The sequence below is a fragment of the Clostridium sp. NkU-1 genome (assembly GCA_001312405.1).
This window is the reverse complement of record BBDR01000018.1, coordinates 35,881-56,823: the sequence shown is the minus strand read 5'-3', so window position 1 is coordinate 56,823 and position 20,943 is coordinate 35,881. Positions and strand designations below refer to the sequence as shown.

General features: G+C 43.2%; 17 protein-coding genes and 3 pseudogenes. 4 read left to right on the top strand and 16 right to left on the bottom strand.

Translation table 11 applies throughout. The features are described from left to right. Positions 1–39 precede the first annotated feature (39 nt). From JCM10519_RS20700 to JCM10519_RS20650, 10 genes are all read right to left on the bottom strand, one after another. Positions 40–306: a SpaA isopeptide-forming pilin-related protein gene (locus JCM10519_RS20700; RefSeq protein ID WP_054741525.1), complete on the bottom strand. Its 267-nt coding sequence runs from the start codon at positions 304–306 to the stop codon at positions 40–42. Beyond that, positions 260–760 carry a hypothetical protein gene (locus JCM10519_RS20695; RefSeq protein ID WP_054741522.1) on the bottom strand — a complete coding sequence of 167 codons (501 nt, stop codon included), beginning with the start codon at positions 758–760 and terminating at the stop codon, positions 260–262. The genes JCM10519_RS20700 and JCM10519_RS20695 overlap by 47 nt, the downstream gene beginning before the upstream one ends. Then, a complete protein-coding gene (locus tag JCM10519_RS20690) occupies positions 733–2,622 on the bottom strand; it encodes a hypothetical protein (RefSeq protein WP_054741520.1) in 1,890 nt (629 codons plus the stop codon). The genes JCM10519_RS20695 and JCM10519_RS20690 overlap by 28 nt, the downstream gene beginning before the upstream one ends. A 90-nt stretch (positions 2,623–2,712) precedes the next feature. Next, positions 2,713–4,863, bottom strand: a complete 2,151-nt coding sequence (locus JCM10519_RS20685; RefSeq protein ID WP_054741518.1) for a SpaA isopeptide-forming pilin-related protein — start codon at positions 4,861–4,863, stop codon at positions 2,713–2,715. Between the two features lie 63 nt (positions 4,864–4,926). Further along, the gene (locus JCM10519_RS20680; RefSeq protein WP_054741516.1) at positions 4,927–7,218 is read right to left on the bottom strand and encodes a SpaA isopeptide-forming pilin-related protein; all 2,292 of its coding nucleotides are present in this window, start codon (positions 7,216–7,218) and stop codon (positions 4,927–4,929) included. A 341-nt stretch (positions 7,219–7,559) separates the two neighbouring features. Beyond that, the gene (locus JCM10519_RS20675) at positions 7,560–9,044 is read right to left on the bottom strand and encodes a hypothetical protein (RefSeq protein WP_347844996.1); all 1,485 of its coding nucleotides are present in this window, start codon (positions 9,042–9,044) and stop codon (positions 7,560–7,562) included. Between the two features lie 119 nt (positions 9,045–9,163). Next, positions 9,164–9,547 carry a SpaA isopeptide-forming pilin-related protein gene (locus tag JCM10519_RS20665; RefSeq protein ID WP_054741511.1) on the bottom strand — a complete coding sequence of 128 codons (384 nt, stop codon included), beginning with the start codon at positions 9,545–9,547 and terminating at the stop codon, positions 9,164–9,166. A gap of 105 nt (positions 9,548–9,652) precedes the next feature. Further along, positions 9,653–11,410 (bottom strand): hypothetical protein, encoded by a 1,758-nt coding sequence (locus tag JCM10519_RS20660; RefSeq protein WP_054741510.1) that lies wholly within the window; start codon positions 11,408–11,410, stop codon positions 9,653–9,655. Next, positions 11,343–11,918, bottom strand: a complete 576-nt coding sequence (locus tag JCM10519_RS20655; RefSeq protein ID WP_054741507.1) for a hypothetical protein — start codon at positions 11,916–11,918, stop codon at positions 11,343–11,345. The genes JCM10519_RS20660 and JCM10519_RS20655 overlap by 68 nt, the downstream gene beginning before the upstream one ends. Beyond that, positions 11,899–12,336 (bottom strand): hypothetical protein, encoded by a 438-nt coding sequence (locus JCM10519_RS20650; protein WP_054741505.1) that lies wholly within the window; start codon positions 12,334–12,336, stop codon positions 11,899–11,901. Before JCM10519_RS20650 ends, JCM10519_RS20655 begins: the two co-directional genes overlap by 20 nt. 248 nt (positions 12,337–12,584) lie before the next feature. Here JCM10519_RS20650 and JCM10519_RS20645 point away from each other — a divergent pair, with 248 nt between their 5' ends. Both JCM10519_RS20645 and JCM10519_RS20640 read left to right on the top strand, forming a co-directional pair. Then, positions 12,585–13,172, top strand: coding sequence for a biotin transporter BioY (locus tag JCM10519_RS20645; protein WP_054741503.1), 588 nt, complete (start codon positions 12,585–12,587; stop codon positions 13,170–13,172). Positions 13,173–13,578: 406 nt separating this feature from the next. After that, positions 13,579–14,253 (top strand): NUDIX domain-containing protein, encoded by a 675-nt coding sequence (locus JCM10519_RS20640; protein WP_347844995.1) that lies wholly within the window; start codon positions 13,579–13,581, stop codon positions 14,251–14,253. Positions 14,254–14,315: 62 nt separating this feature from the next. Here the strand turns inward: JCM10519_RS20640 and adhE are convergent. Next, positions 14,316–16,933: pseudogene (adhE, locus tag JCM10519_RS20635) on the bottom strand (bifunctional acetaldehyde-CoA/alcohol dehydrogenase). 641 nt (positions 16,934–17,574) lie between these two features. On the opposite strand from adhE, the gene JCM10519_RS32605 reads away from it, so the two are divergent. Together JCM10519_RS32605 and JCM10519_RS32600 are read left to right on the top strand one after the other, a co-directional pair. Continuing rightward, positions 17,575–18,000: a hypothetical protein gene (locus tag JCM10519_RS32605; protein ID WP_347844994.1), complete on the top strand. Its 426-nt coding sequence runs from the start codon at positions 17,575–17,577 to the stop codon at positions 17,998–18,000. Next, the gene (locus tag JCM10519_RS32600) at positions 17,933–18,403 is read left to right on the top strand and encodes a hypothetical protein (RefSeq protein WP_347845018.1); all 471 of its coding nucleotides are present in this window, start codon (positions 17,933–17,935) and stop codon (positions 18,401–18,403) included. The genes JCM10519_RS32605 and JCM10519_RS32600 overlap by 68 nt, the downstream gene beginning before the upstream one ends. Positions 18,404–18,549: 146 nt before the next feature. On the opposite strand, the gene JCM10519_RS20625 is transcribed toward JCM10519_RS32600, so the two are convergent. The 5 genes and pseudogenes from JCM10519_RS20625 to JCM10519_RS20610 form a co-directional block, all read right to left on the bottom strand. Next, complete coding sequence (locus JCM10519_RS20625) at positions 18,550–18,984, bottom strand: DUF4446 family protein (protein WP_347844993.1); 435 nt, start codon at positions 18,982–18,984, stop codon at positions 18,550–18,552. A 263-nt stretch (positions 18,985–19,247) separates the two neighbouring features. Then, entirely contained in the window at positions 19,248–19,469 is a 222-nt protein-coding gene (locus JCM10519_RS32595; RefSeq protein WP_347844992.1) for a hypothetical protein, read from the bottom strand. A gap of 14 nt (positions 19,470–19,483) precedes the next feature. Beyond that, a pseudogene (locus JCM10519_RS32590) lies at positions 19,484–19,821 on the bottom strand (ParB/RepB/Spo0J family partition protein). A 22-nt stretch (positions 19,822–19,843) separates the two neighbouring features. Further along, a complete protein-coding gene (locus JCM10519_RS20615; RefSeq protein WP_054741501.1) occupies positions 19,844–20,032 on the bottom strand; it encodes a hypothetical protein in 189 nt (62 codons plus the stop codon). 2 nt (positions 20,033–20,034) lie between these two features. Beyond that, a pseudogene (locus JCM10519_RS20610) lies at positions 20,035–20,808 on the bottom strand (AAA family ATPase). Positions 20,809–20,943 lie beyond the last annotated feature (135 nt).

Below are 20,943 nucleotides of genomic sequence, written 5' to 3'. Positions count from 1 at the left end.
ATGGCAAACTGTATTCCGGCTACCTTGTCGTTGCCTGCATTATCCGCCTTTTTTTATGCTTAAGCTGTATTCGGTTCTGGTATTCTTAATAAGGTTGCCCTCAGGGCCCGCAAGCACTGCCTGCTGCCCGTTGGTTTCGATGCGGAATTCCATATCAGCCTGTTTCTTAGTGATATCGTATCCATCAGGCACCCTGATTTCTGACAGAGTGTAGGTTCCATATGGGATTCCGGTCAATATTGCCTTACCAGATACCACCTCAAATTCTACTGTACTGTCTGTTGCCGTTACCTTTGTCACTCCCATGGAGCCGGATCCGCTTCATGGCATCTGTAAATGCCTTCCAGGCCTCCTCTACCACAGTACCCTTTTTCTCAATCCTGAATGCTGCTCCGCCAAGCTCCTTTTCCGTCAATCCATCCAGCTTTGTAAATTCCAGAGTCCCGGATACATAGCGGTTCTTAACCGTTATAGTGCTTGGTATTGAGGTTCCAGCCGTCTTAAACTCCTTGCTGAGAAGCTCCCAGGCCTTCTGACCCTCCACCTGATAGGAATCCATTGGAATCATATCATCGGATTGTGCACCGGCAATCTCATATCCCACAGGCGCCCCATCCTCTACAACAATATAATTCCGGTAATAGAGTAGTTCTCCTGCATTCCAGACTGCCTCGCCGCCGGCCAGAGCCGTACTGCCTTGGGCAGCCGGACTTCCAAGAGCTGCTGCATCCCTTATTCCATTTTTCCGGAATGCTTCCATCTCTTCGTTGGTATACGGCCCGTATACGCTGAATGAGTGCCCGTCACCGGGTTTCCGGCTTCATTTGTCTTATTAATCGTTACATTCCGATATGGTACAAAACCGATATCCTTTGTCTTGTCATAGTCACTTCCTGTAGACCATAAGAAGAAGTCTTCTGATGCATAAGAGCCTTTTGCCTCCTTAAAGTTGCTGTCGCGGCTCTCTTCGTAATTGCTTCCTCCTTCTGCCAGAGTGCCAGGCAGCCTTGATCTTCCGGCCTCCGGATTTTCCCCGGTGGAAAGCATGGTCGGTTTTGCCAGCTTAAGCACCAGATCTTCATATCCCTCCGGCATGGTACCTGTTGTCACATAAATCCTGTAATGGGCCGGATCCTCGCCCTTTAGCTTTGATAAGATCAGAGACTGATTACTGTACCAGCTGTTTTCCTGATCCCTGGTGAATTCTGACCCAGTGATTCCAAAGGGCTTTGCAGGTATCAGATTTTCAAACAGGAATCTGGCATCCCTGACTCCTACTGCTCCTGTTACATCTTCGTCACCGCTCTTACTGCTGTACTTCAACAGACTGACCTTAAAGTACTCTGACTGAAGCACCGGAAGCAGATCCGTAAGGAGATGATCGTTCTCAATGCTCTCATCCTGTATACCGTTATTGTTGTCATCAATCCATATCCGTCCTGATACCTTCACTTTTCCCGGAACCAGAACTACCTGAACCGCGTTGCTGGTCTGAACCAGAGTGAAGTCTATATCAGCAGCATCTGATAGTTTCTTCTTATAGCTAAAGGAAGTAGCAAAGTCATTGACCGCATATCCGTAAGCTACATCATCCAGCTCCTTCATTGTGTTATAAGGTACAACCGTTTTATAGACCACCACCAGGTTTTCTCCCGGAGCCAGGTAAAATTCGGGATCAGTGATCTTAATGCGGATAGCCGTGGGGTCACTGGAGCTTCCAGACCAGAACCCGTCTTTGTTGTTATTTAACAGAGAGTCTTTTCCTTGCAGAGCCGTTTCTTTATTGTTAATTGCCTTTTCAGAATAAGTCACCTCTTTGCTGAAATCACTAACTTTTCTTCCTTCCTTGTTATCTGTTCTGTTCTCAATGGAAACAGACACAATATCCTCAAACTTCAAGCGGTAATCACTAAGCCGTTCAAAATTGCCGGTACTATAGTCGCCCTTAACCGGAAGGATATCCATAAGCTGCAGCTGGGTGATATAATCAGTGGCTGAAACATTATTGACTGTGAGCCGGTATAATACGGTACCATCCTTATCAGCGAGCTCCGTATCATCCCCACTCTTTTCCACCTTTCCTACCGTAGTCCCTGATACGAATCTGGTGTCTAAATTTCCTTTTACCTCCTTATGGAGGACAATTCCGGTACCGGTGCTCATGGTGTTCTCCGCAGAATCCGAAGCATAACCATAGCCGCGGTACTTTTCATCCGGCAGCTGCACATCCTTTGGCAAGTCCGCACTGGGCCATTTGCTGCCTGAATCTGTTTTGAGCATAAAGGAAGCACCTGTCTGATTTAATGAAAACGCAGGCTGAAGAACATCACTTGTAACATAAAGTTCATTGAGAATGTTCTTTCCATAATTGATAATGCTTCCCGCAATCTGTGCTTTTACTTCAACCGTAACGGACTCACCCTTATCCAGAGCTCCGCTTAACTGGATGAATAAGGTTTCCCTTCCTGTCTCTGGATCAATCTTTTTAATAGTCTTTTCAATGGCAACGCCATGTGGCGCATCCTTTAGGCTGACAGCCTTTAACAGGCGATTTTCACCGGCTGACTCCCCTGATACAGTAACTCCAAGAGGCACATAATCAATGAGAATGGGCTTTTGCATTGGAACAATATCAGGATTATTGCTTGTGGTATCATTCTTTACATAAAGCGTATAAGTCAGGATATCACTTGGCTGTATGCCTTAATGGGATCAACGCTCTTTTTTTACCGAAATCGCCGGGGCCTGGCTTTGTACGACCGGAATATCCCATTCCTTTTCTGCCTGACTCTTTTCCTGGCCCTGAACCAGCGTTCCGTTAATATCCCATTTTCTGAATTCCATAGCCACATTGGCCTCGTTGCGGATATATTTGATTTCTTTCTTAAAGGTTCCGTTAGACAGCTTTGGATCCTGGCGGTTCAGCTTTACCGTAACTTCTATGCTTCCCGGTACAAAATCATTTCCGAGGACATATTGGTTTTCCGTAGAGCCTTTTAAAGTGTCATCCCGGTAGCTGATCTGGAAGGATTTTACCTTTTTGCCGCTTACCGGTTTTACCAGACCAATCTCTCCGTCACCTGATACCGCAACGCTCTGCACCTCTCCCACCTGGTTTCCGTTAAAATCATAGAAGGTCACATCAGCCATGATGGTTCCGGTCTTTGCACCTTTCATGCGGTTTTGTTCCGTGGCTTTTCCCGGCTTAATCCCGGTGATCGTATATTTTTCGTAGGTGTAATCAGCCTCTGAAAGCACTGTTTTTCCTTCATCCAGCATCTTTAAGCCCGTATCTGTTACTACAAACCGGTCCAATGGTATGCTGTTGACCACATGAGGCGTTAAGGTATAGGTTACTGTCTGGCCGTCATTCCACCATAAATCCTTTAGTGAGGCCGTTAGAGATGTCTTATCCAGTGTCACTCCTGTCTTCTGCTTTACGTTAGTAAATTCGCATGGCTCTGGAACTGCCCCCTTCTTAACTTCCACTTCTTTCCTGTAAATAGTTCTGACATCATCCTTATTAATGACATATCCCTGGTTATTCTGGGTCACTGCCATCTCTTCGATGATATAGGTTCCCGGTAACAGAGGCACCGTAATTCCGGTTTCCCCGTATGGTACGGCAACCAGATCACCAACCTGCTTTCCAGATTCTTTTTCCATGATCTTCATGGAAGCGGTAATGGATCCGCCAGGATTATCTGATTTATTCACATCGTTCTTAATGAGTTTTAAAGGCAGCGCTTCCTGGTTATGAGCCTTAAAGTCATATACTCCCGGAGTAACAGTATTGTCTCCTGTCAGAACATAAAGATCCAGACCTGTTTTGGTTTCTCCGTTTTTTACCACCTCCGCTGTTATAGGAAGGATGGTTCCTGCCTCTCCTTCAAAGGAAGCCATACGGAATGTTTCAAAGCCTTTTTCCTTCTTCGTCACCTCATAAACTCCGTAAGAGTCACCTGCCGTCAGCTCAAGTCCCCGGAAGGAAAGCTTTCCTCCGGAATCGGTGGTTCCTTCTGCAACATAATTCCAGGCACCTTCGGACTTTTTGTAAAGCTCAAAGCTGATTCCTGATTTAAGGGATTCTGAACCTCCATTTCCGCTGTATTTGGTAATCTGCAAATCAATACCACCCTGATTTTCCACGGTAATTTCTGTTGTTTTTCCTGTCTCTGCTGTCAGGCCTTCCGCCGGTATGGCTGTTGTGATTGCAATATAACCTGCAGGAGCATTCACTTCTTTTATATAGTAGGTTCCAGGGCTGTAAAGCTTGGTGGAAAATACCATTTCATATACTCCGCTCTGCCCTATCTCTGTGAAATCTCCTACCGCTTTTGTCAGCTCCGGATCAGAATACAGCTTAAAGGCTGCTCCCGTTAATTTCTTTAAAGGATTCGTCCCATCCACCTTGGTCAGACGCACCCTTGCTTTTGCATATTGGTTGTTCACCGTAATGGATACCGGGTTTTGGGAAGTAAAATCTGTTTCTCCGCCTACCTTAATATATCCGTCTTCCTGAAGGGTACCGTTATCTTCCACACCTAAGGCTGAAAGCATCCAGTCAGGGTTTTCCTGCTCCTTCAGATAATAGGCGCCGCCTTCCGGCTTCTGAGGAAGTAACGCAGTTCCCTTTGCCGTATAATATCCATCCTGAGCTTCAAAGCTCTGGAGTTTTACCTGAACCGGCCTGCTGCTTTCGTCTAATACCTGCTTATAGGCATTATCGGAATAGGTATAAATATCAAATATGATCTCAGCCGGAAGCTTTTTAGCAATGTTCTCTTCATTTATAAATCCATCGCCAAAGAAAAGCTTCTTTGTTACGGTCAGTTCTGCTTTCTTTCTGTTTTCAAAGGTCACAGGAGTAATCCCCTGGTATCCGCCTGCATATCTCCCACTACAGCCACAATCATCGGCTGGGCGTCAATGGTATAGCCTTCCGGGGCTTTCTGCTCTGTAATCCGGTACCAGCGGTGCACAGTCCTCCAATGTATAGGAACCGTCCTTGTTATCAGTCAGAGTCCCTGAAATTTCTTCAAAGTCCTGATCTGGTTTGCTATATCCTTTATCTGTTACATTCTTCAGAACCCCTTCGAATAAATCTGTATCGGAACGGAACTTCAAGTATTCCACTTTAAAGGAAGCACCTGCCATACCAGAACTGCTTTCCGTTGTTTCTGCATCTGTCTTATAAATAACAAGATCAGCCAGACGCGGATTCTTAACTACAGCTGTTGCCAGCTTTCCTGTTACGCTTTTTTCAACGGGAACCAGAGATACCTTTTCTCCGGCAGCTGTTGCTTTGTATCCCACATTCACTGATGCCGTTTCAAAATATCCGCTGGTCACAGATTTTGCCGCTCCGTCTCCTAAATCCTCCGCCTGAATGGTGTAAATGCCGCTGTCTAAATCTTTAAAGCTGGCAGCATATTTTCCATTCTCAAGTTTTACAGTAGCAGCCTTGATCTCGCTGCTGCCTGATTTTTGAATGGTGAAGGTGATCCCCTGAAGGTCTATGGAAGAATCTCCTGCCCAGGTGGTCTTTTCAATTACAAGATCCGGTTTCTCCGGGTTATAAACGTTCACAGTGGAAGGAGTGCTTCCTACCGTAAAGTATCTCCAAAGATTGTCCTTGCCGGTATACATGGTAACATACTTACTCTTCTGGGCTGTTGTCAGGGTTTCCTTTAACCGGTACCGCCCCGCTTTTAAGCCCTTAGGTATCTTGATCTGGCCATTGCTTTCCGTAGTATAAGTTCCAATGCTTACATAACTATAACTGCCGTTTGCCCACTGGTACTGAAAGATTTCAAACTTTACGCGGCTTAAAGGCGTTTTTATGATGTTTAAGGCATCCAGCTCCTCATCCGTTTTACCAAAAGTACTGGAATCCGGTACGTATCCGTATTTAGCCAGAGTTACCGGGTATTCCTCCAATACTGTGTTCATCAGACGGTATTTCTCTGACTTTCCCTGCTTCCAGAAATACTGGGAATCAATGGCATCCTGGTTTTTGGGAATTGTCACTTCCAGGTAGTGAAGGGTTGGATCCATCTGGACCTTAGAAGGCGCATATACCTCCTCCAGTCCAAAGAGGGCTTTTACATTATCATTCTCAAGCTTAAGGATCCTTTCAATACTTTCTTTATCAAATCCTTTGCTTTCAAGCTCTGTCTTAAGCTTACCCATGTTGATCATCCTGGAAAGGGCATAGCCTGTTTTGTTCTCACTGTCGGATTCCAGACCGGTTTCCACCACCTGGACAGGAAGCAGTTTTGCTTTACTATCAGGATCCAGCAGCCATATCTGGAATTTAGCTCCGCCTAAAAGGGTTGGTTCTGCATTTTGCTTCGAACCATCCTTCAGCCATTTGTTTAATGCAATCTGGAAATAGTATGCATCAAAGCCTCCCTGGCCATCTCCATGCTGATTTTTCACAACAGCGATTTGTTCATTGCGACCATTTTCATACAGATGAAGCATTTCATTATATCCTGTGTAACCGGAATCTTTTGGTGCAAATACTGCTACGATCTGGCGTCCGCCAGGAAGCTGATATCCCGGTGCAGCCTCTTCTTCTACCAGCCAGTATACCTTGCCGGTTTCCAAAATAGCGGTATCAAATTCCCCGTTCTCTCTGATTCCTGTCTTCGGATTGATGCGGGTGCCGCTCTCATAGCTGTCTACCTTCTCAAACCTGTCTTCATTCGCCAAATCCTCTAAATGAATTTCCGAAAGATCTTTCACATTACCCTTCATCTTATAAAGGCTAAATTTCGCTCCGTTGACACGTTCCTCTGTATGGGGAGTTCCATCAAATGCCTTTCCATCACAGGTTTTTAATATATTAAACTGAACCCATGGCTTATAGTTAAAAAGCGGATCAGTATTCTGGGTTAAAGAGTCCGCTGTTTTTGCAAGATCCTTACCCGTATATTTCACTGCATTGTATTTACCTGCTTTTAGGTCTGAAACAGAAAGTGTTTTCGGAGGTTCACCATTTCCTTCTGCCAAAGGTGTCTTATCCTTCATATTCAGGTCAAAATCAAAGCCAGTTTCTTCCTTTGTGGGTACCCGGACCTCAACCACATAGTAAGTGTCATTCCGGTTAATATCATAGAAGGTTGCGATCCCGTCATAGGTATTGGTGGTTTCTGTTTTTACATAGTCTGCCGTGACGCCGTCTGCGTTTATCTTATAGAGGGCCAGCTTCACGTTTCCAAGAACATGATTCGCCGGATAGAACTGGTAATTCCATTCATCCCTCCAATACTTCTGGGTACGGAGGGTTAGTTTGGGTTCGTTCTCAATAACAAGCGCACTTCCATTATCATCTCCATTGACCTTAGTAATTACCTTGCCTTCCTTTAAGGTCGTAGTTAAAATCTCATAGGATGGCAGATATCCGGCTGGTGGTGTTATTTCAGCAATGACATAGGAAATCCTGTCTCCATTGCTGTCAAAGATCTTAAGGTCTGGACTGCTGAAGGTTGCCTGGCCGCTTCCGCTTGTGGTTACCTTCTCAATTGGATTTTTAATGCTGTTTGCCCAATCATTTATATTAAATTTATCTGCTCTGAAAATACCAAAATGGCTCCGTTCACAGTGATATCCCTTAACGCATCCATTTTAGTAACCGTTACTTTTCCATTATTCTTGTAATTCTCTACGGGCTTATTCTCTCCTGCCAGATAGATATTCAGGCTCTTTTCGCTGCTTGTAGACGCTGCGGTTATGGTTACCGGTCCGTAGTATACATCGGTTCCGTAAATCTCATAGCCAGGATTACCCGGATGGGTACCTTTCTCTTTATCAGCATCAGAAAGCAGGTAATAAGGGTTGATATTACCGTCAGGAACAACTTCCTTAAAGTAATACGTTCCAGGAGCAAGCTGGGTCGGTACACTGGATTTCAGACTAGTTGCTTTTGTAAAGCTGCTGCCATTCTTTACATAAGCGTCAAACTTTATTTGTGCAATGGGATTTGCCGTGCCGTCTGCATCATATTGCGTCTTCTTAATGGAAACAGATTTATATGGTTTATTTTCAATGGTCCGGCGGGTTTCTTCATTGCCCTGGGTATACCACCGTTCCAAATCCGCTTTTTGAACAGGCCCTTTAGGAGTTGTGATCTTAATGTCTTTCCCTTTTTCAAAATTAGCAGGAGGCGTTGTTTCTTCCATGGTATACTCTGTTCCGGGATCAAGAATCACATATGTTCCCTTATTGGTCACCGAACCGCTGAAAACAACTGTCTTATCAGCATCTCTTGTTATTTTAAATTGTGCTGATATGGAATTGTTCTTATTTGTGATATCAACCTTATAAAGCCAGTAAGGTACCTTTTGAGGAATGTTATAAGCCTTTACAATGGTATCACTTTCTCTGACTACCTTATAAGGCCCGATAAAAACCTGATCTCCGGAAATTACCATCTGCTCAGAATCATCTGCTTCCAGCCTTCCGCTGCTGTTGATTTCAGACCAGTAATAGTCCTTTGTTACATCAAGGCCCTTTACCAGAATTTCTCCGTTACTGTTTGTTGTATAGACCTTATTGAGCAATACTTCGGTGAAGTCATTTCCTTCTTTATAATAAAGCTTAAACTGAAATCCACTTTTGGAAGCATTCTTATTCAAGCTTCCGCTGCTGATGGACCAGGCATCCTTTTGAAGCTTTAAGGTTCCCCCTTTATTATTTTTCAAGTCAACCTGAGCGGTCTTTAAAGGTTCCAGGGAAAAGGTCTTATAAATATAAGTGTTACTCCCTTTTATTTCCTGTGAAAAACCAGCTTCGGCGCCATTGCCGTCGGAATATCCGTCAGGAACTTCCTCAACTACGCGGTACTTAATCACCTGGCCGCTTCCATCATAAACTGGAAGAGCTGCCGTAAACTGGCTTGAACTATCCAGAGAGTAGGTGGTTTTGGAGTCAATGCTCACTTTTGTCCACGTGCCCTCCACATTTTTTTTCAAACCAAAATTTATTATTAAAGTCCCCTCTGTAAGCTCCAGGCACCTTAATATAACCAGCTTTGTCATTCTGCATCCACTTTGTCACATTTACCCTTGCTTCATTTAAAGTGTTGACAAGAAGGTTATTCCCGCCTTTTACCGGCGATGTCTTTCCGGCCTCTACGGTCACTTCATAATCATGATTGTCAAGGATATAACCGCTGGCGCTTTTTTTCTCTTACAATGTATTTGCCCGGTGTAAGAGGCTTAAACAACACATATCCTTTGCTGTCTGATTTAACGGTTTTAACTTCTGAAAGGTCTCCATCTTCATTTTTCTGGAAAAGAATGAATTCTGCGCCTTCCAAAGCATTTAATTCTGTTTCACTAAGGGTTACGCTGTTCCAGGTACGGGCCTTCTTATTAAATTCAATGGCTCCCTTTCCAATGACTTCGTTCACCACTGTGACCTCAGCGTTTTCTCCTGCCTTTAAGGTGACCTTAATATCGTCCCCTTTGGCAACCGCTTTTGTTCCCACCTTTGCGGAGCTGAATTGGGTTCCAACTGGATTTGCTGTCTCATTGATCACATAGGTTCCCGGATCTACCTGGATCTGGATGTAACCATCATCCCTGTTGCATAGAATCCGCTTTCCGTTTCATCCCTTGAAGGATTGACGGCAATGTTTTTATTGTTAATTTTTTTGACCATGTCCGTCTATAACCGTATAATTGTCATAAGGCGTCTGCTTGTTGTCAGCATCCAGGGAATAAATCTCAAAGCCAGCCATCCCGGGATATTCCTTTTCCATGGTCAATCCATACTTCTGGGTAAAGCCCAGACCCTCGTCAATTTCCTTCTTTATCTTGATAACTGCCGGCTTGTTGAACTCATGAATCGCAATATTTACATCCGAGTCTTCTGTCACCAGCTGATCTGTTCCCAGCTTTACATATTCCAGACGGGCCTTATTGTTGACCGTAAATACGGTCTCGTTCCCAATACGTTCATCATTGTACTTCAGCAAAAATGGTTCATAGGGATAGCGGGCGGTTACCAGATAAGAGCTGTAGGTTGGCGCTAAATCTGACACGTAAATATGATCCGCATCATTCTGTCCCTGGGTCTTGAACTCATTAATGGTAATCGACCCATCCCCATTGTTAATCACCCTGACATTGGATCCGCCTTCCCATTTGGCCGTTACGGAAACCGGCTTCATGGCCTCAGGAGCATGTTCCGTGAGGATCTTAAGAGAGTCTGTAATTTTATAAGAATCCTCCTTAAAACCAGTACGGCCATAAGTCTGGTAAATGGTTCCGTTAGACTGCCTGGATATATCGCCTGAGCTTCCGTACATGCCCATTTCAATCTGATAGGTAATGTCCACAAATTCAGGATTTCCTGCATTGTCGCTTACCACCGTATAAGAATGATCCGTTGGATAAACTCTCTTTTTAATATGCCATGCATCATCGGAAACAAGAGCCAGTGTGGTGTCCTCTGGCTGCTCCGCATAAGTGACTGTTTCAACATTACCGGGATAAGTTACATTCTCCTTATCTGTCTTATCAGCCACCTTAACGTCAGCATAGAAAGCAATGCTGTCCTGAGACAGTTTAAATTCTTCGCCAACCCCTCTTTTTCCATTCCCGTCAATATAGGCGTTCACGGTTATGCTGTCTGACTTGCCCGGACGAATTACATTCTGTTCATCCCCCACGCTGATTTCATAAACCTTACCACCATCATCAGAAGATACCAGCTTTACTTTTCCGGGCCGCTCTTCTATGACAATGCCGTCAGGCACAGTGAAGAGAATTTTTGCATTCTCATAGGTATCAAAGAGGGGCAGCTTTCCTCCTGCAGCATATTCGTAAAGAGGTGCTGCCTGCATGGTATAGGTGATGGTATAGGTATATAAAATTCCTGCCTTTATGGAGCCGGTCTTACTTTGAGACAGATTCACTTCAACCGTATCCTTCTTATCCTCAGCATCTGGCCCATAATAAGTCAGAGCCGTTTCATAAGGACTGAGCCTGCCTTCACTGTTCACCTCTGTATTCAGCAGGGTCATTCCATAGCTGTGGACCACCATGCCAAAGGATGGCTGGCTGAGAAATGAGAATAAACTTATTTTCTTTTCTTCCCCATTCAGGGTGGCAACATCGGTTCCCATGAGGGCGGCCCGCTCCTCTTCTGACAGGGCCTTCGTATTCCCTACAGAAACAAGATCAGCATCTTCCCCGCCGTTGAAATAATTGTCTGCTTCAGAAGCTGTTGCCAGCGTATTTTCAGCGTTTAAAAGAACCGGAACCTCATGCCTTATTATTGAAACCCCATTTATTCCGACGCTGCTTACAGAAAGAGCTTCCCCGGATTTATCAGAATTGGAACCTTCCCCCTGTTCTTTTCCGCTCTGTTCTTTTTTTGCTTTCTTCTTTGACTCCATTTTCTGATTTTTCCTCGATTTCCCTGGAGTTCTCTTCTCTCTGTGTCTCTTTCACTTCCCTGGTCTGGCTTTTTGTTTCTTCATCCGACTCGGAAAGATTCTTATGAGCCTCACTGGTTTCCTGAGCCTCAGTTTGGTTAGTCCCGGTTTCCCGAATCTCAGATTCGTTAGTCTCGGTTTCCGGAGCATCCGTTTCCTGATCCTTGGACTCTTCCTCTGTTGCGGCAGCCGTTTCCACGGTTCCGGAACTTCCAGAACTTCCCGAGCTTCCGGATTGGTTCCCGGTTGAGGAAGGTTTTGCAGCCATTTCTTCCTGTGAATTTTCCCCGATGACCGCAAATTCTTCCATCTGGGCATCTGTGATCATTAAATCTTCACCAACGATCCGCAGCCGGAATTCGCAGTCCCGGTCCTTATAGCCATTGACGCCTATGATCTGAATATTCTTAAGGATTGATTCCTGCCTGATGCGTTCGGATTTATCAGCCTCAAAAAAAAGGTTCTCCATCCAGAGTATCTGATACCACTACCAGATACATGGCTTTTCCCACCTTCTTCTGGAGCACCAGAGTTTTTCCCTCCAGTTCTTCATACAATTTTCCTATGACCAGATCCTTTTGATCTCCTTCAAAGGGAACCAAATCTTCCTTTAATTCCGGTCTGCTGTCAAAATCCTTTTTAAGAACCTTTTCAATGGCAGACTGAGTGACCTGGACGTCAATAACTCTCGCCGCCTCTGACGGGGTCGCCTCCGACGGAGATGCTTTCCCTGCATTGGAAGAAGATTCACTTCTGCGCTCAGCAGTCTCCGAAGCATATGCGGTAGTTACTGAAAGCTGTGATATATTTCCGGTAACAATCGCAATAGTCAGCAACCAGGCAATCACTCTTTTTAAGCGATGCACTTTCTTCCCTATACCTTTCATACTTATATCCTCCTTATTTATTGCAATCTCAAGGTTAAAATCTATTAATAAGCTAAAAGCTGTATTTTCTATCTATTCAGTATATATCTCAACGGTTACAGGCTGGTTATTTTTTTCAAGTTTATATCAAAATTTCCTTGTAACCACTTTTTTAATTGTTAACCTATTATATTTTTTTAGTTGACAATCGATTTATCATGTGTTACCATTCCAGTAGAATCTTATACTACATAAGGGAGCCTGATCTCATGAATACAGCAAAAACATTTCAAACAAAGACTTCATCCCCTGCCAAACGCCGGATTACAACAAAGGAATTAGTCTTGGCCGGGATGTTTGCGGCAGTTCTTGCCGTGATTTCCCAGATATCTATCCCCTTGCCAACCGGTGTTCCCATAACCATCCAGATCTTTGGAGTAGTACTTATAGGAACCGTGTTAGGATGGAGGCTGGGATTTTTAGCAACACTTATTTACATCCTTCTTGGAGCTGTAGGCCTTCCGGTCTTCTCAAACTTTCGCGGAGGCCTCCAACACTTGATGGGGTTAACCGGCGGTTACATATGGGGCTGGCTTATTATGGTACCTCTCTGCGGCATCAGACCAAAAACAGGCAGCAAGCTTTTTAACACGATTCTTATATTCCTGCTCCCGGTTCTTGGCACCCTAATAGATGAAACCATAGGAGGTCTTCAATGGGCCGCATTATCCGGTGATATGTCGGTCTTAGGGGTATTTTCTTATTCCATAGTGGCATTTGTTCCTAAGGATATTGTTCTTACAGTGATTGCTGTTATCATCGGAATTCCTATCCGAAAAGCCGTTTTACGGCAATGACAAATATATATGATCGGCCGGCGCCAATAAATGCGCCGGCCTTTCTATTTTTAACTATCTTCTAATGGCTTGACAGGAAACATTTTGAAATTTAAAATAGATTACAATACTTTAATGTAAATAATTTAGAAAGGAAGTTCAGTTTGCCTTTGGCTCACTGGATGGCTGATTTTTTTAAATACAGGCGCGCTTTGCTTGCTTCATTAAGTAAATTATGCCAAAGAAGGTTCTTTACAGATGATTCAGGATATTTTTCCCCATGTATTCCATAACGAATTTCAGATAAAAACGCCCCACATGGACAGCTATTTTCTATACTTCCAGGATGGCTGCCTCCTCCTTGACCACAAGAGTTCCACAAAAATCCCCCAATTCGGAGACTTAAAAAAACTTAAGCAAAGAAGCCATGTCCTGCTCTGACTATCTTTTCTCCATTGACCAGATGGATTTTTTTCTTGTAGATGAAACCAATATCAGCCTGACAGGAACCGATTCCCTTTTCTTTTATAAAACAGGAGCATTAAGGGAGCTAAAGCCCATGTGGGTGTCCTTTGCAGCTGTTTCTGCCGGGCAGCTTCACCGGTTTTACAGCTCCAACCGGTTCTGCGGCTGCTGCGGCTCTCCCATGATGAAAAGTAAAAAAAGAACGATCCATGGTCTGCTCCTCCTGCGGCAATACCGTTTACCCAAAGATTGCTCCAGCCGTCATTGTGGCTGTTACTTACAACGGAAAGCTTCTGCTGACCAAGTATGCGGGAAGAGAATACACCCGGTATGCCTGATCGCAGGCTATACGGAATTCGGTGAGACCCTGGAAGATACGGTAAACCGGGAGGTAATGGAAGAAACAGGTCTTCGGGTCAAAAACATACGCTATTACAAAAACCAGCCATGGGCGTTCAGTGATTCCATTTTAGTCGGTTACTGGGCTGAGCTGGATGGTTCTCCACAGGTCCGTCTGGATGAAACAGAGTTATCCACAGCAGACTGGATGGCTCCGGAGGATATCCCTGACGATTTCACCAACTTAAGCCTGACCCATGAGATGATCCTTTTATTTAAAGATGGGAAGGTAAAATAAAAAAAGAAAATGCAAAAGGCCGCCCCGCGATTCGGGTACGGCCTTTTGCCACCTATTTAAACTTATTTACCGTAGTAAGCTTTTAAATACATTTCCTTAATTTCGCTCATAAGAGGATATCTTGGATTTGCGCCTGTACACTGGTCATCAAATGCATTTTCAACCATTTCATCCAGAGTAGCCAGGAAGTTCTTCTCATCAATGCCATAATCCTTAATGGTTGCCTTGATTCCTACTGCCTTCTTTAATTCCTCGATCTTTGCAATAAATTTCTTAAGCAGTTCTGCATCATCCTTACCTTCCAGGCCGCAGAAACGAGCGCATTCTGCATATCTTGCCAGGGTATGTGGATACTCATACTGTGGGAAGGTTCCCATTTTAGCCGGAACTTCACAAGCATTGAACTCCATGACCAGGGTGATCAGCAGCGCATTTGCAACACCATGAGGAAGGTGATGATAAGCGCCTAATTTATGGGCCATGGAATGGCATACACCTAAAAATGCGTTATTAAATGCCATACCAGCCATGCAGGAAGCATCTGCCATCTTACATCTGGCCTCTACATTAGTTCCGTCATTGTATGCTATAGGCAGATAGTTAAATACATTTTTCATGGACTTAAGTGCAAGACCGTCCGTATAATCAGAAGCCATTATAGAAGCATAAGCCTCCAATGCATGAGTCAAAACGTCAATACCGGAAGCACTTGTGAGGCCCTTAGGCTGACTCATCATGTTGTCCGCATCAACGATAGCCATATTCGGCATTAATTCATAGTCTGCAAGAGGATATTTTACCCCTGTTTCCTGGTCAGTAATAACCGCAAAGGAGGTTACCTCAGAACCAGTACCAGAAGAAGTTGGGATGGCCACAAAGTAAGCCTTTTCACCCATTTTAGGGAATGTGTAGACTCTCTTACGGATATCCATAAAGCGCATGGCCATATCCTGGAAGTCCACCTCTGGATGCTCATACATTACCCACATGATCTTACCTGCGTCCATGGCAGAACCGCCGCCTAAGGCGATAATGGTATCCGGCTGGAATGCCTTCATAGCAGCCGCACCTGCCTGAGCATTTGCCAGGGTCGGATCTGGCTGAACATCGGAAAATACGGTATAAACGATGCCCATTTCATCTAATTTATCTGTAATCGGTTTTGTATAACCGTTCATGTAAAGGAAGGAGTCTGTTACTACAAATGCTCTCTTTTTGTTATATACATCCTTTAATTCACTAAGTGCTACAGGCATACAACCTTTTTTTAAAGTAAACCTTTTCAGGATTTCTGAACCACAGCATGTTCTCTCTCCTCTCAGCAACGGTCTTAATATTCAGCAAATGCTTTACCCCAACGTTTTCAGAAACAGAGTTTCCGCCCCAGGAACCGCAGCCCAGAGTCAGGGATGGCTGAAGCTTGAAGTTGTAGATATCACCGATACCGCCGTGAGAAGATGGGGTATTCACCAGGATACGGCAGGTCTTCATAGCCGCTGCATGCTTTGCCATTTTTTTCTTTTTCATTTACATTTATATAAAGAGAAGAGGTATGTCCGTAACCACCGTCAGCAACCAGCTGCTCTGCCTTTTCAATCGCCTCATCAAAGGTTTTTGCCTTATACATAGCCAGAACCGGTGACAGCTTTTCATGTGCAAATTCTTCTTCCAGATTAACGCTCTCAACCTCACCGATCAGGATCTTTGCGGATTCAGGAACTTCCACGCCTGCAAGCTTTGCAATGGTGTGAGCTTTCTGGCCTACGATCTTGGCATTTAACGCGCCATTGATAATAATGGTCTTACGTACCTTATTCAGTTCATCTTCCTTTAAGAAATAGCAACCTCTGGCTGCAAACTCTTTTTTAACTGCATCATAAACAGGTTCAAGAACCGTTACAGACTGCTCGGAAGCGCAGATCATACCATTGTCAAAGGTCTTGGAATGGATAATGGAGCTGACAGCCATCTTAATATCAGCCGTATCATCAATGATTACAGGGGTATTGCCTGCACCAACGCCAAGGGCTGGTTTTCCTGAAGAATAAGCTGCTTTCACCATACCAGGGCCGCCAGTTGCCAGAATAATATCTGCACTTCTCATGACCTCATTGGTCAGTTCCAGAGAAGGAACGTCGATCCAGCCGATGATTCCTTCCGGTGCGCCGGCCTTAACAGCGGCATCGAGAACCACCTTTGCAGCCGCAATGGTAGAATTCTTTGCACGTGGGTGAGGGGAAATTATGATGGCATTCCTGGTCTTTAAGCTGATCAGGGTTTTGAAAATAGCAGTTGAAGTCGGGTTTGTAGTCGGAATAACCGCCGCAATCAGACCAATAGGCTCTGCAATTTTCTTAATGCCATATGCCTTATCTTCTTCGATCACACCACAGGTTTTGGTGTCTTTATATGAGTTATAAATATATTCTGCAGCATAGTTGTTCTTAATGACCTTGTCTTCTACAACACCCATACCGGTTTCTTCTACAGCCATTTTTGCCAGAGGGATTCTTAACTTATTGGCAGCACTTGCTGCTTCATAAAAGATCTTATCCACCTGTTCCTGGGTGAAGGAAGCAAATACTCTCTGAGCCTCTTTCATGACTTCCATCTTCGCGATCAGGGCATCTACACTATCAATGATCTCAGGAACTCTTACCTGTTCTTCTTTCTTAGCCATCATGATTTTCCTCCAATTTTTAAAATAAGTTAAATAGGTATTTTTGTATCGATATTTTTTTTAACGATCTATCGTGATTTCATTATATGCTATTGTTATTTTTTTGTCAATGTTATATTTTACAAAAAATATACATGGTTCAAGCTATTTTTTATTCAAATCTCATATTTTTAAATTTAATACAATATAAGGTTACTTCTGAGCGCTCTTCTCTTTTTTTTCAATTAAACATACGACCGGAAGCCAAAAACACTTCCCATAATCGGAGGAATGGGATAAAAATCAGCACTTTTATCTTCACCTGCACTGCAAGTTCAGATAAGTTATAATTATAGAAACAAAAAGTTGTTTACATAATCTGATGAGCGGCTGTAAAAAACACTGCCTTTTATCAGAAATCTGAAAAGCTGTTTTAGATAAGTTATATTCTGAGCATCTATTTCCCGGTTTATTCTTAAAAAAAGGACGATAAACGGCTTTTGGACGGATTTAAAAACTTGGCAATGCGCATCATGTATGATATAGTAAGCCTTAACAACGCAGGTATATCTGCGCAGACATATAATTATGTTACCTTAAACATCGTTTTCACAGGTAAGATTATATTTTTTTATATACAAGATTAAGGGGATTTTAAAATTATGAAAATTACAATTGGAATTGATCTTGGAGGAAGCACAACTAAAATTGTAGGATTTCAAGATGGTAAATTAAAAATTCCTACTTTTGTTAAAGCTGATAACCCAATCGCTTCTCTGTTTGGAGCTCTTGGAAAATTCATCTATGAAAACAACATCCAGTTGAATGAAATTGAAAAAATTATGATCACAGGGGTTGGCAGCGCTTACGTAGAACAGCCCTTATACGGAATTCCTACTTTTAAGGTAGACGAATTCACCTGCAATGGTCTTGGAGGACAATATTTTACTGGACTGAACGACTTAATCGTGGTAAGCATGGGAACAGGAACCTCTCTTGTCCAGGTAAACGGAGAAAAAAATTACTCACACCGGAGGAATCGGCATAGGTGGAGGAACCATCCTCGGCCTTTCAAGCCTACTCCTTAAAACCCAGGATATCTCCCAGATCATGGAGCTGGCAAGCCGGGGGAATATAAGCAACGTTGACTTACAAATACAGGATATCTCAAGAACTCCCCTGCCCGGCCTTCCTCTTTCTGCCACAGCCTCTAATTTCGGTAAGGTGAGAAACCTTGTATCCGACGAGGATATTGCCGTAGGAATCATTAATATGGTACTTCAGGTTATAGCAAAATCCGCTATTTTATCTTCACTGAACAGCAATATCACTAATTTTGTCATGACCGGAAATCTGGCAAAATTCCCTCAGTGTAAAGACGTCTTCCAAACCCTTGAACCATGTTTCATGTTCATTTCATCATACCGGACCAGGCGGAATACGGTACTGCCATCGGAGCAGCGCTTACAGAGGAACGCCATATGGAAATGAAGCAGATCATATACCCCTCCGATCATATACCTTCGTAGAATTATTGTAAACTAAAATTCAATCTATTCTTTCAAAGGTTTCGATCAAAAATTATAATGCTTTTGCTATTATAAAAACCAGGTGCAGCTTTCGCCGCACCTGGTTTTTTATGAATGATATCCCAATGCCTGCTCCAAAGCATCTTTTTCCTCGCTTCCAAGCAAAACATCTGTTTCTCCTCTTTCCACTTCCTTAATGTAAACATAGCATCCTTCCCGGCTATGAACGGAATTCAAAACAAAACCGGAATTTGTATAATCAAGGATTGCCATTGCAAAGCTTAGGTTACCGCCCATCCCTTTAAATGCATTGTATTTTATAAGTCCGAATTTCTGGAAAGCACTTCTGTAATTCTTGTTAGTATTACGAAGAGAGTCCTTATTGGCGCGGTCTTCCGCTTTAAGCTCCGCAATATCCTCCATCTGTTCCATAATAATCTCTTCCAGGGTTTCCGCATCCTTGCCCCTCATAAAATAGTCGTATCTGCGATACAGCTTTCTCATCTGAATCAGACATATGATTACAACGATCAGTAATATCATGGTAATTACAGCTAATCCAATAATTAAAAAAAGCAGGATCAACCGGTAACTGATTCAATAAACTGTTGTCCATTCTTTCGTCCTCGCTTCTATGATGTTATCTTATGGATTCTATCAACTCTACTATTCTTTCCAATTCTGCCTCAGAATAGTACTCAATTTCCACTCTTCCTTTGTTACTGTCTTTCCGGTTAATGCTTACTTTGGTTCCCATGGCAGTTTTCATTCGGTCTTCCAATTCCCTGAATATCAGAAAAATGCTCTCATCCTCTTCCTTTTTTTCCTTTGGTTCTTTTTTTCTTCGATAAGGATTTAACAAGCTTTTCCACTTCACGGACACTTAGATTTTCAGCAACGATCCTTCCTGCAATTTGAAATTGCATTTCAGGATCATCAACAGCCAGAAGTGCTCTGGCATGTCCTCCTGTGATCTGGTTTTGTATGAGCATATCCTGAACTCGTTTTTCCAGCTTTAATAAACGCATGCTGTTGGTTATGGTTACCCTGTTTTTTTTGCCACCCGTGCTGCAATTTCTTCCTGCTTTAATCCAAATTCCTGCATCAGCCTTTGATAAGCCTTGGCTTCTTCAATGGGATTTAAATCTTCTCTCTGTACATTTTCAATCAATGCAATTTCCATTGACTGCTGCTTCGTATACTCCCGGATCACCACAGGCACTTCTTTCAAACCTGCCAGCTTTGCCGCTCTCCATCTTCGCTCACCGGCAATGATTTCGTAGAAATCCCCTTTTTTTTCTGTACCAAAAGTGGCTGCAAAACACCATATTCTTTCATGGATTCCGCCAATTCTATAAGGGATTCCTCCCTAAATTCCATTCTTGGCTGATTATGATTCGGTTCAATGGAGGATATTTTGAGGAACATTCCTTTTCCTGCTTCCGATTCCTCTTGTCCTGTTTCTTTTTTTTATTATTGTCTGCTCCGGCTTTGGATGGTTTTTCATTTCCTGTTCCTCTGCTGCAGATTCCATTACTTCATCTCCAAAAATTGCTCCAAGGCCTTTTCCTAAACCCGTTCTCTTTGCCATAATTATATTTCTTCTCCTCTGCTTATTACTTCTGCCGCCAGTAACCGGTAGCTTTCCGCTCCTGCTGATCTGGAATCATATAAATTAATCGGCATTCCATGGCTGGGAGCCTCTGCCAGTCTGACATTTCTGGGTATAATGGTTTTATAGATATTCTGGTTTAAATTATTTTTAACACTTTCCACAACTTCCAGGGAAAGGTTTGTCCTGGCATCATACATGGTAAAAACCACACCTTCCATCTCAAGGGCGGGATTTAGCTTCTTTTTTTACCAGATTTACCGTTTTCAGTACCTGGCTCAATCCTTCTAACGCATAATATTCACATTGAATTGGTACTAATACGGTGTTTGCAGCTGTTAAGGCATTAATTGTCAATAGATTCAATGACGGAGGACAATCTATGATAATAAAATCATAGTGTTTCTTGATTTTTTTCAAGATATGTTTTGAGGAGTGTTTCCTTGTTCTCGATTTCCAATAATTCAATTTCTGCTCCTGCTAAATCCACATTGGAAGGAAGCAAATCCAGGTTTTCCTGAACATTGGTAATCAGGCATTCTTCAATTTCACACTCTCCTACCAGCAGATCGTATACCGTTCGCTCAATGGAACTTTTTTTCGACCCCCAATCCGCTGGTCTCATTTCCCTGTGGATCAAAATCCACAGCCAATACCCGCTGTCTTGATTCCGCAAGACAAGCAGATAAATTGATCGCAGTAGTCGTTTTACCGACTCCGCCTTTCTGGTTTGCTATCGCAATGATTCTTCCCATTTTTAATTTTGCCTCCTAATGAATCAAGGGGATATACTTGTTTATCCAGTTGATCCACAAATTAAAGGTTAAAAGACATTTTCCTTTCAACCTTTTCCTGTTATAACATCCGGAAATTGCATTTCAAAGTAGAGT

Excerpts from the sequence above, each read along its gene's own strand:
- JCM10519_RS32605 (WP_347844994.1), top strand. The coding sequence starts at position 17,575 with ATGAAAATTACAATTGGAATTGATCTTGGAGGAAGCACAACTAAAATT.
- JCM10519_RS20690 (WP_054741520.1), bottom strand. The coding sequence starts at position 2,622 with ATGCAAAAGCCCATTCTCATTGATTATGTGCCTCTTGGAGTTACTGTA.
- JCM10519_RS20615 (WP_054741501.1), bottom strand. The coding sequence starts at position 20,032 with ATGGCAAAGAGAACGGGTTTAGGAAAAGGCCTTGGAGCAATTTTTGGA.
- JCM10519_RS20660 (WP_054741510.1), bottom strand. The coding sequence starts at position 11,410 with ATGGAGTCAAAGAAGAAAGCAAAAAAAGAACAGAGCGGAAAAGAACAG.
- JCM10519_RS20700 (WP_054741525.1), bottom strand. The coding sequence starts at position 306 with ATGGGAGTGACAAAGGTAACGGCAACAGACAGTACAGTAGAATTTGAG.
- JCM10519_RS20695 (WP_054741522.1), bottom strand. The coding sequence starts at position 760 with ATGGAAGCATTCCGGAAAAATGGAATAAGGGATGCAGCAGCTCTTGGA.
- JCM10519_RS20650 (WP_054741505.1), bottom strand. The coding sequence starts at position 12,336 with ATGAAAGGTATAGGGAAGAAAGTGCATCGCTTAAAAAGAGTGATTGCC.
- JCM10519_RS20655 (WP_054741507.1), bottom strand. The coding sequence starts at position 11,918 with ATGGAGAACCTTTTTTTTGAGGCTGATAAATCCGAACGCATCAGGCAG.
- JCM10519_RS20625 (WP_347844993.1), bottom strand. The coding sequence starts at position 18,984 with ATGATATTACTGATCGTTGTAATCATATGTCTGATTCAGATGAGAAAG.
- JCM10519_RS20640 (WP_347844995.1), top strand. The coding sequence starts at position 13,579 with ATGTCCTGCTCTGACTATCTTTTCTCCATTGACCAGATGGATTTTTTT.
- JCM10519_RS20675 (WP_347844996.1), bottom strand. The coding sequence starts at position 9,044 with ATGACAAAGCTGGTTATATTAAGGTGCCTGGAGCTTACAGAGGGGACT.
- JCM10519_RS20645 (WP_054741503.1), top strand. The coding sequence starts at position 12,585 with ATGAATACAGCAAAAACATTTCAAACAAAGACTTCATCCCCTGCCAAA.
- JCM10519_RS32595 (WP_347844992.1), bottom strand. The coding sequence starts at position 19,469 with ATGCGTTTATTAAAGCTGGAAAAACGAGTTCAGGATATGCTCATACAA.